Here is a 14,778-nt window from a genome sequence, read left to right on the forward strand (position 1 = left end):
TCAGTCGGCGATGAGTCCGGCGGCCTCCGACACCCCGGCAGTATCCCCGAACCGGTCGTGCAAGGCAGCCACCTCACCGATGACCACGATCGACGGCGCGCGGACACCCTGCTCCTGCGCCGCCACGACGACCGTGCCCAGGGTGGCGGAGATGGTGCGCTGTTCGGGGTCCATCCGCGCTCCACGATGGCCGCCGGGGTGGTGGCCGGACGTTGCTGCGAGAGGACGTCGACGACCATCTGCAAGGACCGCACGCCCATGAGCAACACGATAGTGATCTCCGGCGGGATGCCTGCCAGATGGGCGACCAGCGACGGGTCCTCCCCGTGCGCGGTGGCAACGATGAAACCGGTCGCCATGCCCCGATGGGTCACGGGGATGCCGGCAGCCGCAGGAACCGCCACCGCGCTGGTGACGCCCGGGACCACCTCGACCTCGACTCCGGCATCCAGGCAGGCGGCCAGCTCCTCCCCGCCGCGGCCCAGCACGAACGGGTCGCCGCCCTTGAGGCGTACGACCCGGTTGCCCGCACGTGCCTCGGCCACCAACAGGGCGTTGATCTCGGCCTGTCCGACCGTGTGGTCGCCTGGGCTCTTGCCGACATGGATGACGCGGGCCGCGACGAGGTCCAGCGCCGCCCGGGGCGCCAGGCGGTCCACCACCACGACATCGGCGGCCTGCAGTAGGTTGCGCGCCCGGATGGTCAACAGTTCCGGGTCCCCCGGTCCCGCGCCCACCAGCGCCACCTTGCCCGGTCCCGGTCGCCGCGGCCGCAGGTCGACGGTGGCCAGGGCGCTCGTCAACGCCTGCTTCACGGCGCGGGCCCGCTGCGGGTCACCGCCTCCGGACACCGCCACCTGCACACCGTCCGGTCCGGGCACCGGCGAAGCCGTCCACGCGGGGGACTGATCAGCGTCGGCGGCGTCGATGCACCAGATGCGCCGGACTTCGGCCTCGTCGCGGACCTGCCGGTTGACCCCGGCCGGGGCGCATGCCTGCACCAGCCACACGCCGTCGAGGTCGCCGGCCCGGAACTCCCGGCGGTGCGTCTGGACGTCGGCCGCGGCGATGCCGTCGGCGATGCCGGGCGCCACCACGACCACGTCGGCGCCCTGCGCCAGCAGGCTCAGCACGCGGCGGGAGGCCACCTGTCCGCCACCGACGACCAGCACGCGCCGCCCGGCGAGGCGCACGAAGAGCGGATACACGACTTCGATGCTACGCAGGCGCCGGGCGGGCCCGTGGATGGTCACAACCACGAGGACGGCCTTACCCTGATCGCGTGGATCTCGCCTCCGCGATTCTGACCGGCCTCGGCCTTGCTGCCGCCGCCGGCCTGAACGCGTACATCCCGCTGGTGATCGTGGGCTTCCTGCAGTACTTCGACGTCGTGGATTTCGGGTCGCCGTTCGACAACCTCGCCAATCCGTGGGTGCTCGGTGTACTGGTGGTTCTCCTGCTCGTCGAGGTCCTCGCCGACAAGATCCCTGCCGTCGACTCGGTCAACGACGTGATCCAGACCGTGGTGCGCCCCGCCGCGGGTGCCGTCCTGTTCGCGGCCAGCACCAGTCTGGGTACCGACATCCCGCCGGTGGTCTCATTGATCGCCGGGCTCATCACCGCCGGCACAGTGCACGGTACGAAGGCCGCCGTGCGCCCGGTGCTCAACGCGGGTTCGGCCGGCGTCGCTGCGCCGGTCGTGAGCACTGGGGAGGACATCGTGTCCACGGCGCTGGCTTTCGCGGCGATCCTCGCCCCGTTCCTGGTGCTGCTGGCACTCGTGGCCTTCGTGTGGTTGGTCGTGCGGTGGTTGCGCAGGCGGCGGCGCGAACCGCTGCCGGGCTAGGAAGCCTCGACCACCAGCACCGGGTTGCCCGGTTGCCAGGCATCCTGGCTGGACAGGGTCACCGACGTGCTGCCCCCGGCCGGCACCTCGCCGGTGGAGCCGGACGCGACGGCCACCGCCTTGCCGTCGACGTAGTAGTAGACCGTCAGTTCGGTGCTGGCAGCCCGGTCGCCGGAGTTCACGACCGTGCCGTTGATGACCAGCTTCCCGTTGTCCTGCGTGATCGCGTACTGCGACAGCAGCCAGTCGCCCGAGCGCAACTGGTCGGAACCCGGGAAGGCCGGTGCCTGCTGCACGCCTTGCTGCTGCGCGGGCTGACTCTGCCGGTCTGACGGTGCCGGGGTGTCCCCGCCGGAGTTGACGGCGCTGACGCCCAGGTAGCCGACGACGGCCGCCAGCAGGCCGGCTGCGACCACCGCCGCGGGCTTGTGCCATGACAACGAGGTTCGGCTGGCGGTGGCACCCGCGGGCCGGATGGGCTGGGTCGTGTGTGCCGGGGGGGTCAGGGACACGGTGCTGTCCGCGTGGGCGTCCACGCTGCGGGCGATGTCCAGCACCTCGCGTGCGCTCGGGCGCCGTTTCGGATCCTTGGCCAGCATCCGCCCGAGCAGCGCCCGCCGGGTCGGGTCGATGCCGGCGAGATCGGCCTCGCCGCGCTGGATGTTCATCAGCACGGCGACGGTCGCCCCCTGCCCGAAAGGCGGCCGGCCAGTGGCCGCGAAGGCCAGCAGCGAACCCAGGGAGAACACGTCACTGGCTGCCGTCAGTTCGGAGAGGTTGGCTTGCTCCGGTGACAGCCAGGCGGGGCTGCCGGTGACGATGCCGGTTGCGGTCAGCGACGTGGCGTCCTCGGGGTGCGCGATGCCGAAGTCGATGAGGACCGGGCCGCGCTCGGAGATGATGACGTTCGCGGGCTTGATGTCCCGGTGGGCGATCCCGTGGATCTCCAGCACGGCCAGCGCTTGGGCCAGACCGCGGGCGAGTTCCCACCAGCGTTCGGACGTCAGCGGACCCCAGATCGACACAGCGTCCCGCAGGTTCGGACCCGGTATGTACTCGGTGGCCAGCCACGCCGGGGTGCCCGCGATGTCGGCGTCGAGGAAACGGCTGATGTGGGCGTCGTGCACCGAGCGCAGGACCTGCGCCTCACGCTCGAAGCGGGCTGCGACCTGCGGGTCGTCGAGCAGCCCGGGTCGCACCACCTTCACCGCCGCGACGTCCTCGCCGTGCACGGCCTTGTAGACCACGCCCATGCCGCCGGACCCGATGCGCGATTGAACTTCCCATTTCCCCAGGCGCCGGGGATCGACGTCGGTGAGTTGTGCTGCGGGCGAGCCGTTCAGCATGGCAACTCCTTGGCGCGGGGGACCTCACCAGTGTACGTCCGCGGCCGACAGGCGCCCCGGGAGCAAGCCGGGTGAGAATCGTCACCCCGGCTGGCAGGTGGGACACCAGTACGTGATGCGGTCGCGCGGGGGGCGGCCGACGCGGCCGCTGCGCACCACGGTCCCGCAGACCCGGCACGGTTGACCGGCGCGCTCGAACACCGCCATCCGGGGCCGCCGCCCGGTGACCGAGGCCTGCATCTGCCCACGGATCCCGGCCAGTGCGGGCGCGAGGTCGACCTCCCCGACCGGGGCGTACGGGGAGGTCCCGGCGGCGAACGCGAGTTCGGCGGCCCACATCGTGCCCAGCCCGGCGATCACGCGTTGGTCCAGCAGGGCCTCGACCACCGGTCGGCCGGCAGGCAGACCCATGGCCGGGTCGAACTCGTCGGCGAGGATGTCCGGGCCGAGATGGCCCACCCATCGCGACTCCTGCGCCGTCGGAGCAACCTCCACCATCGCCAGGCGCACCCCGATGGCTGCGGTGTCGGCGGTGCGCAGGACGACCCGGATCTGGTGGCCCGGCCCGGTGCGCAGGTCCGCCGGCCCCGTCACCCACTTGCCCTCCATGCGACGGTGGCTGTGCAGGGTCAGCCCCGCGTCGGTGCGGGTGAGCAGGTGCTTGCCCACCGCCTCGGTACCGACTACGCACTGGTCGCGCAGGTCCACCGTGGCGAAGCGCGGCACGCGCAGGTCGGCCTCGACCAGTACCCGGCCGGCAAGCGCGCGATCGAGCGTCTGTGCGCTACGGCGCACCGCATCACCCTCCGGCATGCCCCCATGGTCCCCCGCCCACGCCACGGCGCCGCATCTCGCTGTCCGGTTCTGACTACTGATCAAGTCCCCGAACGCCGACACGCCGCCGGATTCGCCAGTTCCGCAGCGTGTCGCGATTTTCAGAAAGCAAATCCGGACGCGGGCCTGCGGCCGCGGGCCGCGCGACCGGGGTCACTACGCTGAGGACGTCGCCTGCCAGGAGCCACTCATGCCCGAATCGCCCTATCCGCACCTGCTCGCCCCGCTCGACCTCGGTTTCGTCACGCTGCCCAACCGCGTACTCATGGGCTCCATGCACGTCGGCCTCGAGGAGGCCGCTGACGGCTTCGAGCGGATGGCCGCCTTCTACGCCGAGCGCGCCCGCGGCGGGGTGGGGCTGATCGTGACCGGTGGCATCGCCCCCAACGGGGAGGGCCGGCCCTGGCAGATGGGAGCCGCCCTCACCACCCCTGCGGAGGCCGCCCAGCACCGGATCGTCACCGAGGCGGTGCATGAAGCCGGCGGGCGGATCGCGATGCAGATCCTGCATTTCGGCCGGTACGCCTACCACCCGGAACTGGTGGGCCCGAGCCCCATCCAGGCGCCGATCTCGGCCTTCGTCCCGCACGAGATGACCGCCCAGACGATCGAGAAGACCATCGCGGACTTCGCCCGGTGCGCGGCGCTGGCCCAGGACGCCGGGTACGACGGCGTGGAGATCATGGGCTCCGAGGGCTACCTCATCAACGAGTTCATCGCCGAGCGGACCAACCAGCGCACCGACGAGTGGGGCGGCTCCTACGCCAACCGGATGCGTTTCCCGCTCGAGATCGTGCGCCGGGTGCGGGAACGGGTGGGCGACGACTTCATCATCATCTTCCGGCTGTCCATGCTCGACCTTGTCGAGGGCGGCTCCACACTGCCCGAGGTGGTCGATCTGGCCCAGGCGCTGGAGGCCGCCGGCGTGACGATCCTCAACACCGGCATCGGCTGGCACGAGGCGCGCATCCCGACCATCGCCACCAGCGTCCCCCGCGCCGCGTTCACCTGGGTGACCGAGGAACTCAAGGGCAAGGTCGGCATCCCCCTGGTCACCAGCAACCGGATCAACACCCCGGAGGTGGCCGAGCAGGTGCTCGCGTCCGGGCAGGCCGACATGGTGTCCATGGCGCGGCCTTTCCTGGCCGACCCCGAGTTCGTGAACAAGGCGGCCGCCGGGAAGGCCGACCGGATCAACACCTGCATCGCGTGCAACCAGGCCTGTCTGGACCACACGTTCCAGTTGCAGCTCACGTCGTGCCTGGTGAACCCGCGGGCCTGCCACGAGACGGTGCTGACCATCGAAGCGGCGACCACACCCCGGCGGATCGCGGTGGTCGGATCCGGGCCCGGTGGCCTGGCCGCGGCCGTCACCGCCGCCGAGCGCGGGCACGAGGTCACGCTGTTCGAGGCCGACGACCAGATCGGCGGGCAGTTCAACTACGCCGCCCAGATCCCCGGCAAGGAGGAGTTCCACGAGACGCTGCGGTACTTCCGCAACGCGCTGGTGGACGCCGGGGTGACGGTGCGGCTGGGCATCCGGGCAGGAGTCGAGGATCTGACCGATTTCGACGAGGTTGTGCTCGCGACGGGGGTGGCCCCGCGCATTCCGGACGTGCCGGGGATCGACCACCCCAAGGTGCTCACCTACTTGCAGGTCCTGCGCGACCACGTCGAGGTGGGCAAGACGGTCGCCATCATGGGGGCCGGCGGTATCGGGTTCGACGTCGCGGAGTACCTCACCCAGGCCGGGCCGAGTGCGACGCTGGAGCCCGGCCTCTTCTACGCCCAGTGGGGCATCGACCGCACCCACACCCACCGCGGCGGACTGGTGCCGGCCCAGCAGGAGGCCCCCGCCCGGCAGGTGACACTGTTGCAGCGCAAAGCCACCAAGGTCGGGAAGGGCCTGGGCAAGACCACCGGCTGGATCCACCGCACGGAACTCAAGAAGCGAGGCGTGCAGATGGTGCCCGGCGTCACCTACCTGGGGATCGACGACGCCGGCCTGCATTTCGAGGTGGACGGGCATCCGCAGGTGCTGGACGTCGAGACCGTCGTGGTGTGCACAGGGCAGGAGCCGCAGCGGGAGTTGCTGGACGGGCTGCATGCGGCCGGCGTGCCGGTGCAGGTGATCGGCGGAGCGGACGTGGCGGCTGAACTCGACGCGAAACGGGCGATCAAGCAGGGAACCGAGGTCGCGGCCGCGCTGTGAGGGTTTCCCGGACCGACAGCCGCGGAACCGAGCGAGGTCAGCGGATGACCCGGAAGGTGTCTTTGGCCGGGCTCGGGTCGAGGTTGCCGGCCGCGTCCTTCGCACGCACCTTGAAGGTGTGTTTGCCAGCCGGGACTTTGTAACTCTTCGGCGTACCGCACGCCTGCCAGGAGCGCTTGTCGAGTTTGCATTGGAAGCGCGGGTCCGCCTCAGTGGACGTGAAGGCGTATGTGACCTTCACCCGCACCGACTTCGCCACGACGCGGTTCTTCGGGTGCTTGGTGATGTTCGTGTTCGGCGCGGTGGTGTCCCGTGGCGGTGTCGCCTGCGTGCTCGCCGACCAGGTGGGCCCGTCGTACCAGTCGATGTTCTCGGAGTTCGGGCAGTCGATGCTGGCCAGGTCGATCGTGCCTACCACGCCTTGGCCCGCGTCGAAGACCCCCGTGATCCGCAGTGCCGACCCGCGCTTGCAGGAGGGTCCCGGAAACACTCCGAATGACGGGTACACGACCTCGTAGGTGAATCGATGGTCGACGATCGAGGCGCTCTTGCTGGTCACATCGATCGCATACGGGACGTCGTAGACGGTGAGATTCTGCACTGAACTGCCGGTCGCCGACACATCGAACCTGATGCGTGGCCCCGGCGGGGAATCCTCGTCACGGGTCCCTGAATGGTCTCCTGTGTAGTTGGCTCCGGGAATCTGGGCCGCAGCTTGCACGGCGAAGACGCCCAGACCCACGCCGACACAACTGGCGATCACGAGCGCCTTCCGCACACGGTCAACGCCCCTGCTGGTTCGCATTGGACCGCCCTCCCCCCGGAAAGCAAATGCACTATTGAACTCATTCCCAGTCTACTCGCGTGGCATCAACCGTGGGCGGGATCAGGCTGGGGCAAATGAGGGCCCCCGGCCCGTCGAGCCGGCCGCAGGTTCAGGCCAGCTCGAGGCGGCCGTCCCCGTAGGTGGTCATGACCTGGGAGATGACGATCTCGTAGCCGTCGTACCAGCGGGCGTACTCCTTCTTCGCCTGCAGGTGCGCGGTGGACCGGGAGAAGTCCTTCAAGTTGTCCAGGTGCTCCCAGCGGTAGACGGCGTTGCGCACCAGTCCGTCGGCAGATTGCCAGTTGCGCACACCGATGTAGCCCGGTGTCGCTTCTGCGGCGGCGGCAATCTGCGCGTCGAGCCGGTGGAAGTCGTCGTCGTAGGTGCCCGGCTGGAAGATGAAGGCGATCTCGTACACGGTGTATCACTATACCTTAGAAGTGCAGTACACTGCACTCATGGATGAGGCCGCCTCTCTGGGAGTGCTGATCGGCGAGCGCGTGCGCAGCGAACGCAAGCGCCGCACGTGGACGCTGGACCAGCTCGCCCAGCGCTCCGGGGTCAGCCGCCGCATGCTCGTGACCATTGAACAGGGCGGCACCAACCCCAGCATCGCCACCCTGCTGCGGCTCAGCGACGCGCTCGGCGTAGGGCTGCCGGCGCTCGTCGCACCCGGGCCGACCAGCAGCGTCACCATCAACCGCAAGGCCGACCGCAAGACGCTGTGGAACAGCGAGGCGGGCGGGGCCGCCTACTTGACCGCCGGGACCGCCGCGCCGGAGGTGCTCGAGTTATGGGACTGGCACCTCGGCCCCGGGGACGACTACCGCGGCGAGGCACACTCCCCGGGCACCCGCGAGCTGCTGAGCGTGCTCAAAGGCACCGTCCGGCTCACCGTCGCGGGCGAGTCCTGGGACCTGCGTGTCGGCGACGCTGCCTCGTTCATCGGTGATGTCCCGCACGGTTACGCCAACCCCGGCACGTCTCCCGCCCGCTTCGCACTCACCGTCTTCGAACCCCCCAGAACAGGAGCCGAACGATGAACGCCACCCTGCAGAACGCCCACATCGACGCCGCGGTCCGCGAGTTGCGCCCCGACTACCGCGTCCTGCTGATCGTGGCCGACGGACTGACCGGTGACTTCGACGCCTCTGGCCCGCTCGAACAAGCCGAGGCCCACGCACGTGCGCTGCTGGCGGACTCGGCTGTGGAGAACCTCCCCCACATCGCCGCGTGGCGGGAGGCGTTCCGCAGTTTCGGCGCGAAGCCGCAGCGGACCCGCAACAGCCTCGAGGCACTCACCCGGCGCGCACCGGACGGTCTGCCGCGGATCAACGCCCTGACCGATGCCTACAACGCGATCTCGGTCCTGCACCAACTCCCGGTAGGCGGCGAGAACCTCGACGCCTACCGCGGCGCGGCGCGGCTGGTCCGGGCGACCGGCGAGGAACCCTTCGAGACCGTGGCCGGCGGGGAACCGGCCATCGAGCACCCGAAGCCCGGCGAAGTGGTCTGGCGTGACGACGCGGGGGTCACCTGCCGCATCTGGAACTGGCGGCAGTGCACGCGCACACAACTGCGGGATGACACGCGGCGGGCGCTGTTCATCCTCGATGCGCTGGCCCCCATGGACGACGACAAGCTCATGGCCGCCGGGGACCACCTGCAGGCCGTCCTGCGGACCGGATCGCCGGGGGCCGTCACCGGCTCACGCCTCGTGCGATGAGTCTGAGCGACCGGGTACCGGCCTGGACACTGGCCGTCACTGCCATGTTCAGCGTGCAGATCGGCGCGGCCTTGTCGGTGAGCCTGTTCGACGAGGTCGGTGCCGGCGGGACGGCCTGGTTGCGCCTGACCGCGGGTGCAGTCATCTTCCTGCTCATCAGTCGGCCCAAGGTGCGGGGCATGGGCTGGCCCGACATCCGGGCGGCACTGGCACTGGGCGTGGCCACCGGGATGATCACTGTCAGTTTCCTGACCGCGATCGAACGGATCCCGCTGGGTACCGCGGTGGCCATCGAGTTCCTCGGCCCGCTGACCGTCGCGGTGATCCGCAGCCACCGCCGGTCGCTGCTGGTGTGGCCGGCCGTGGCGCTCGTGGGCGTGCTGCTGCTCACCGAACCCTGGCAGGGGACCGTCGACCCGGTGGGGATCGCACTGGCCGCCGTTGCCGCGTGTGGCTGGGGGACGTACATCGTCCTCACGCAGCACATCGGCGACCGCTTCTCGGGCCTGCAGGGGCTGTCGATCACCATCCCGGTCGCGGCAGTGACGGCTGCTGTCATCGGCGTCCCGCAAGCGGCTGGCAGCATCACGTGGCCGATCGTGGCCGCGGCGTTCGGCCTGGCGCTGCTCCTGCCCGTCATCCCGTTCTCACTGGAGATGATCGCCTTGCGCCGGCTCACTACCGCCGCGTTCGGCACGTTGATGGCCCTCGAGCCCGCGTTCGGCCTGCTCCTGGGCGTGTTGGTCCTCTCCCAGATCCCGCACCTGGGCCAAGTAGTGGGAGTGGCACTGGTCGTGATCGCGGGCATCGGCGCGGAGCGCTCGGGGCATCGGGAGTCCGACCCGGCGGTTCCGCTCATCGAGTGAGCTTGTGTCACGAAGGTGCACGGTCCTCACGCCGCATTGACTCGAAGGTGCGGGATCCCGATCGGTGGAACCCGCACCTTCGTCACAGAACGCCCGCGGTAACCCGTACCTTCGTCGCACGGGGGACAGCGGCCCCATCGACCGTCACGATGGTGCCGCGACCGGCGGCGGCTGCTGGCCATACCGGTCAGCCGTAGGCCCGTCTCTGCACCCGGGAGTAGCCTGCCAGCACCTCCGGGCGCGCCTCGGCCTCGAACACCCTCGCCGCTGTCACACCGGGACAGTCCGTCGCGTTCCAGGACGGCAGGCGCCCGGTCAGCGCCCACGCCGCCTGCCGGGCTGCCCCGGCGGCGACGTACTCACCATGACGAGGAACAGGATCACGCCGATGCCGTAGAAGGCGAACCCGGTCAGAACGGCCAGCGTGTCCCACTGCGACAGGTGCGGCACGAGGGGGCCAGTGCGAGGGGCACGAGCAGGTTCATGACCGGCGGGATCAGCCAGCCGCCGTTGACCCCTTCCAAGCCGTTCGTCCCACGCAACATGGCCACCGACCAGGCCAGGCCCAGGGCGACCGCGATGATCGCGCCGACCACCAGCAGGACGCCGTCGACCCACAAGCCCGCCGGTGCCCAGCCCGTCCGGCCCCAAGCTGTCGCCAGGACGAGCAGCCCGGCCGGAAGGGTGGCAAGCATCGCCCCGTGGGCGGGGTCGGAGAGCTCAGCGTCGAGATCCGCCCGCGATCGCAGTCGCGCGGCGTATGGGGGCAGCAGGACCACGGCGAGCACGGACGCAACGACCAGGAAGACCTGCGAGCCCCACCGCAGCCAGTCCGCCTGCCAGGTCACCGACTGCACCGATAGCGCCAGGGCCAGCGCCCCGGTCCCCATCACCGAGCCGTACCAGGCCGGGTGCCGTTTCATCGTGCCCGCCCCTCCTTATACCCCCTCAAGGTATGATACTCCCGGGTTACGGAAACCGGAGGATCGCCATGGCACGAACCGTCGTCCTAGGAGCCGGCATCGCAGGGCACACGGCCGCACTGCACCTGCGCCGCCTGCTGCCCAAACAGCACGAGGTCGTGGTGGTCAGTCCGAACTCCGAGTGGAACTGGATCCCGTCGAACATCTGGGTCGGCGTCGGCCGGATGAGCACGAAGAAGGTCACCTTCCCACTGGCCCCCATCTACCGGCGCAAAGGCATCGAGTTCCACCAGGCGATGGCCGTTGAACTGCATGGCGAAGGCAGTCCGGACCTGCCCCGCCCGCACGTCACAGTCAACTACACCGACCCGGCCAGGCAGGGCCAGACCGCGCGCCTGGAGTACGACTACCTCGTCAACGCCACAGGTCCCAAACTCACGTTCGAGGCGACCCCGGGACTGGGACCGGACGGCAACAGTTGGTCGGTGTGCACCGCCAGCCACGCCGAGGAGACCGCCCGCGCCCTCGCCCGGTCGATCGCGAAACTGAAGCAGGGGCAGCCGCAGACCTTCCTCATCGGCATGGGTCACGGCACCTGCACGTGCCAGGGTGCGGCGTTCGAGTACACCTTCAACGTCGAGCACGAACTCGTCGAGGCGGGGGTGCGCGACAAGGCCGAGGTCATCTACATCACCAACGAGGCCTCCCTGGGTGACTTCGGCATGGACGGCATGAATTTCGGGACCAAGGACGGCATCGTGCCCAGCCGGATGTTCACCGAGTCGCTGTTCCAGCAGCGCGGCGTGAAGGCGATCATGGCCGCCCACGTGGAGCGGGTGGATCCGGGGGTGGTCCACTACGAGTTGCTGGACGGCACCAAGGGGGAGCAGCGGTTCGACTTCGCGATGCTCCTGCCGCCGTTCCGCGGCGCGGACCTGAAGGCCTTCGACGCCCAGGGCGAAGACGTCACCGCCGACGTCTTCGCGCCCAGCGGTTTCATGAAGGTCGACGCCGACTACACCCCGCGGCCCTACGAGCAGTGGACAGCGGCCGACTGGCCGCGCACGTACCAGTCGGTGAAGTACGACAACGTGTGGGCCGCGGGCATCGCCTTCGCACCCCCGCACCAGATGTCCAAGCCCCGCAAGACCCCCAACGGCACCATGATCGCCCCGGCCCCGCCGCGCACCGGGATGCCGTCCGGGGTCATCGGGCGCGCAGTCGCTCAGTCCATCGCCGAGCGCATCAAACACGGCGGCGCCGGCAAGGTGCACACCGCGTCAATGGCGGAGATGGGTGCGGCCTGCATCGCCTCCGCGGGGACGGGTTGGCGCAAGGGCCAAGCCGCCGCCATGACGGTCTTCCCGATCATCCCGGACAAGACGAAGTACGGCGAGTACGGCCGGGACACCAAGGAGACCTACGGTGAGATCGGCCTGTCCGCGCACTGGATGAAGGTCGTGCTGCACTACATGTTCATCTACAAAGCCAAAGCCCGTCCGTTCTGGCACCTGATCCCGGAGTGAGGTCCGACGTGGAGAATCTGACGACGTTCCCCGATGCCCCGCTTCCCGACGACAAAGAGGTGAAATTCCGGCGCAACCTGCTGCGCCAGGGCTGGCGCTTCGCGGTGCTCAACCTGAAGATGATCACGATGGTGACCAAGGGCCACCACTGATCGGCTAGGTCACAGCGGGAAGTCGGCCAGCACCGGCACGGGGTACGGCGTCGTGCCGGGCACCCAGCCGGCGTCGAGTTTCTGCTCCCCCACGCCGCCGGCTGCCCAGATGTGGCAGGTCCCCCGCAGGAACGGAAGCACCGTCCGCAAACGACCCTCATCGCCCTCCCGGCCCGGGTTCTCGCGGACCCGCCCGGAGAACGCCGCCTGCACCAGAACCGGCGCCATCGCCCGGGCCAGTTCACGCAAGTGGGTGCAGCCGGCCGGTCCGCCCAGGCGATCCCGCATGGCCTGCGTCCAGCCCCGGCCCACCTGAACGCCGACCAGTTGTTGGTAGGCCGCAGCGATCTGCGGGCACTCGGTGTGCGGGTAGGTGTGGAACCGGACATCGACGGTCTGCACCGTGAAGTCGGTCCGCGAGACCGTCGCCGACAGTTCCAGGTCGTGCACGATGGGCAGATCCTCGGGACGCTGCGCCCATGGGCGTTCGTCGCGCAGCCGACCGATCACCTCGACTGAACCCTCGGGACCCGGGTACACGTCGAAGACCACGCTGCGCCGGTGGTCCGGGATCCGCTGTTCAGCCACCGGCACAGGCTATCGGCGTGGCGTTGCCGAACCGAGACCAGGCGTTCAGCCGTCGTTCAAGGACCGTTTCCGGGGCCGTCGAACGGTCGGCCTAGCGTGAAAGCGGAGGCAGTCATGACGGTTCACTCAGTCTCGATCGGCCACGGTGCGCTCGCTGACTACGCACTACTCTTCGCAGAGGCCTGCGAGGTCCTTTCCGATCTGGCACAGAGCACGGCCGAGTCCCGTGCGGACGACTACGAGGCCCTGCAAGCGATCCACGCGGAGGGGGCCGACCTCCACTCCGGGGTGATCGTTCCCGACACGCTGCCGGGGTTGCACACCCTGCCCACGGCCCTGCGCGAGATGTTCGCCGACATCATGCTGCTCGGGGATCTGATGTACCGCGTGCCGCAAGCGGCTCCCCGGGTCGAGGACCTGCTCCTCATCGAGGAGATCGCCGACGCCCTGTCCACAGCCTTGGAGCACCTCGAAGACGCAGCGCGAGTGGACGAGCAGGCCGCCCGGATCGCCGACCGTGCTCAGAAGTTGTGTGTCACCGAGCCGTACCACGCAGACACCCCGCTGGGCCGGCTGCTCTCCGCTGTGAGCGCAGCGCGCTCGGGCCTTGATGCGCTGGTGGCCGGGATGCCCGTCGCCTGAGGCCAGCGGGCCAGCGGCGCCCCTCCCGGCCTGCGGCTAATGTCCGAGGTGTGCGCATCTTCATCTGGCACGGCTACCTTCTGCACGGCACCGGCTCGAACGAGTACACGCGGGCGCTGGCGCGGACTCTGGCGGGGCAGGGCCACCAGGTCACGGTCTTCTCCCAGGACCCCGATGCCGCGCAGATCGACCTCGGGGGGGCCGTCGTCGTCCGGCCGTCGCTGCCCGGTCGGCTGCCGGTGTTCGTCCTCGACCGCTACCCCGACATGGAACCGGCCCTGCTCGGCGATTGCAGCCGCGAGGAACTCGACGCGTTCGTCGAGGCCAACGCCGCGGCCCTGCGGGACCACGGACCAGCTGATCTGCTGATCGCGAACCACGTTCTGCTGGGCGCTCCCGTGGCGGCGGCCAGCGGGTTGCCGAGCCTCGTGAAGGCGCACGGCTCAGAACTCGAGTACGCCATGCGCGCCAACAGCACGCTGTGTCAGTGGGCGGCGAGGAGCCTGCAGCAGTGCCTCGGCGTCATCGCCGGTTCCGAGCACATCAAGGCCGTCGTCACCGACCTGGGGGGGACCGATCCGCAGGCCATCACCGTCATCCCGCCCGGAGTCGACACCGACTTCATGCGTCCGCTTCCGCGCGAGCAGGCGCTGGCTGGACTCCTCGCCGAAGCCCGCGCGGACGTTCCGGGTGGGGAACGGCTGCCCGATCCGGGCAACGCCGGACGGTTCGCGCAGTTCCTGCGCACCGACGACCACCCCTGCGTGGTCTACGTCGGGAAGTTGAGCCACGAGAAGGGCGTGCCCCTGCTGGTGGACGTGCTCACGGAACTGGACTTCCGGGCCGTCGTCGTGGGTTTCGGCCCGGCTCGCGCGGCGGCGCAGGCGGCCGCCGGCGACCGGATCCTGTTCACCGGGCCTCTGCAGCACCGGCATCTTCGGTATCTGTGGCCGCTGATGGACGTCAGTGTCGTGCCGTCCGTGTTCCCCGAGGCGTTCGGCATGGTCGCGGCGGAGGCCGCCGCCTGCGGGTGCCCGCCGCTGGTGGCCGACCACAGTGGACTGGCCGAAGTCGCCGCCGGGCTGCGCCGGTTCTACCCGCCCGGATTGCGCGACATCACCACGTTCCCCGGCGGCGACGCCCCGGCCCTGGCGCGGAAACTGCAGCTGTACGCCGGGCTTGATCCTTCGCAGCGCGCGGAACTGGCCGCCGCCGCCAGGGTCGCGGCCGTTGAGCTGTGGAGCTGGGACACCGTGGCTCACCACGTCATCGAGGCGGCGGACCTCTAGCC

Annotated in this window: 15 protein-coding genes and 1 pseudogene; 9 read left to right on the forward strand and 7 right to left on the reverse strand. The window is 69.8% G+C overall.

Annotated elements, in window-relative coordinates:
- A pseudogene (cobA, locus tag IPG68_03205) lies at positions 1–1,217 on the reverse strand (uroporphyrinogen-III C-methyltransferase).
- Positions 1,218–1,303: 86 nt separating this feature from the next.
- On the opposite strand from cobA, the gene IPG68_03210 reads away from it, so the two are divergent.
- Positions 1,304–1,846: a DUF4126 domain-containing protein gene (locus IPG68_03210; protein MBK6762330.1), complete on the forward strand. Its 543-nt coding sequence runs from the start codon at positions 1,304–1,306 to the stop codon at positions 1,844–1,846.
- On the opposite strand, the gene IPG68_03215 is transcribed toward IPG68_03210, so the two are convergent.
- Together IPG68_03215 and IPG68_03220 are read right to left on the reverse strand one after the other, a co-directional pair.
- Entirely contained in the window at positions 1,843–3,192 is a 1,350-nt protein-coding gene (locus IPG68_03215) for a protein kinase (protein MBK6762331.1), read from the reverse strand. The genes IPG68_03210 and IPG68_03215 overlap by 4 nt on opposite strands.
- Before the next feature lie 81 nt (positions 3,193–3,273).
- Complete coding sequence (locus tag IPG68_03220) at positions 3,274–4,005, reverse strand: DNA glycosylase (GenBank protein ID MBK6762332.1); 732 nt, start codon at positions 4,003–4,005, stop codon at positions 3,274–3,276.
- Between the two features lie 211 nt (positions 4,006–4,216).
- On the opposite strand from IPG68_03220, the gene IPG68_03225 reads away from it, so the two are divergent.
- Positions 4,217–6,238, forward strand: coding sequence for an NADPH-dependent 2,4-dienoyl-CoA reductase (locus IPG68_03225; GenBank protein MBK6762333.1), 2,022 nt, complete (start codon positions 4,217–4,219; stop codon positions 6,236–6,238).
- A 37-nt stretch (positions 6,239–6,275) separates the two neighbouring features.
- Here IPG68_03225 and IPG68_03230 read toward each other — a convergent pair whose 3' ends face one another.
- Both IPG68_03230 and IPG68_03235 read right to left on the reverse strand, forming a co-directional pair.
- Complete coding sequence (locus IPG68_03230; GenBank protein MBK6762334.1) at positions 6,276–7,016, reverse strand: hypothetical protein; 741 nt, start codon at positions 7,014–7,016, stop codon at positions 6,276–6,278.
- A gap of 157 nt (positions 7,017–7,173) precedes the next feature.
- A complete protein-coding gene (locus tag IPG68_03235) occupies positions 7,174–7,482 on the reverse strand; it encodes an antibiotic biosynthesis monooxygenase (GenBank protein ID MBK6762335.1) in 309 nt (102 codons plus the stop codon).
- Positions 7,483–7,522: 40 nt separating this feature from the next.
- Between IPG68_03235 and IPG68_03240 the strand changes: the two genes are divergently transcribed.
- Genes IPG68_03240 through IPG68_03250 form a run of 3 tightly spaced genes read left to right on the forward strand, consistent with a single transcriptional unit; the run spans position 7,523 to position 9,656 of the window.
- Complete coding sequence (locus IPG68_03240; GenBank protein MBK6762336.1) at positions 7,523–8,107, forward strand: helix-turn-helix transcriptional regulator; 585 nt, start codon at positions 7,523–7,525, stop codon at positions 8,105–8,107.
- Positions 8,104–8,790, forward strand: coding sequence for a hypothetical protein (locus IPG68_03245; GenBank protein MBK6762337.1), 687 nt, complete (start codon positions 8,104–8,106; stop codon positions 8,788–8,790). Before IPG68_03240 ends, IPG68_03245 begins: the two co-directional genes overlap by 4 nt.
- A gap of 44 nt (positions 8,791–8,834) precedes the next feature.
- Positions 8,835–9,656, forward strand: a complete 822-nt coding sequence (locus IPG68_03250) for an EamA family transporter (GenBank protein ID MBK6762338.1) — start codon at positions 8,835–8,837, stop codon at positions 9,654–9,656.
- 410 nt (positions 9,657–10,066) lie between these two features.
- On the opposite strand, the gene IPG68_03255 is transcribed toward IPG68_03250, so the two are convergent.
- Positions 10,067–10,579: a hypothetical protein gene (locus tag IPG68_03255; protein ID MBK6762339.1), complete on the reverse strand. Its 513-nt coding sequence runs from the start codon at positions 10,577–10,579 to the stop codon at positions 10,067–10,069.
- 68 nt (positions 10,580–10,647) lie between these two features.
- Between IPG68_03255 and IPG68_03260 the strand changes: the two genes are divergently transcribed.
- Positions 10,648–12,105, forward strand: a complete 1,458-nt coding sequence (locus tag IPG68_03260; GenBank protein MBK6762340.1) for an NAD(P)/FAD-dependent oxidoreductase — start codon at positions 10,648–10,650, stop codon at positions 12,103–12,105.
- Positions 12,106–12,113: 8 nt separating this feature from the next.
- Complete coding sequence (locus IPG68_03265; GenBank protein MBK6762341.1) at positions 12,114–12,257, forward strand: hypothetical protein; 144 nt, start codon at positions 12,114–12,116, stop codon at positions 12,255–12,257.
- 9 nt (positions 12,258–12,266) lie between these two features.
- Here the strand turns inward: IPG68_03265 and IPG68_03270 are convergent, their stop codons facing one another.
- The gene (locus IPG68_03270) at positions 12,267–12,845 is read right to left on the reverse strand and encodes a DUF2889 domain-containing protein (protein ID MBK6762342.1); all 579 of its coding nucleotides are present in this window, start codon (positions 12,843–12,845) and stop codon (positions 12,267–12,269) included.
- A gap of 114 nt (positions 12,846–12,959) precedes the next feature.
- Between IPG68_03270 and IPG68_03275 the strand changes: the two genes are divergently transcribed.
- Positions 12,960–13,487 (forward strand): hypothetical protein, encoded by a 528-nt coding sequence (locus IPG68_03275; protein MBK6762343.1) that lies wholly within the window; start codon positions 12,960–12,962, stop codon positions 13,485–13,487.
- 50 nt (positions 13,488–13,537) lie between these two features.
- Entirely contained in the window at positions 13,538–14,776 is a 1,239-nt protein-coding gene (locus tag IPG68_03280) for a glycosyltransferase family 4 protein (protein MBK6762344.1), read from the forward strand.
- Positions 14,777–14,778 lie beyond the last annotated feature (2 nt).

Source organism: Micrococcales bacterium, from assembly GCA_016703125.1.
Classification (GTDB): Bacteria; Actinomycetota; Actinomycetes; order S36-B12; family UBA10799; genus JADKAV01.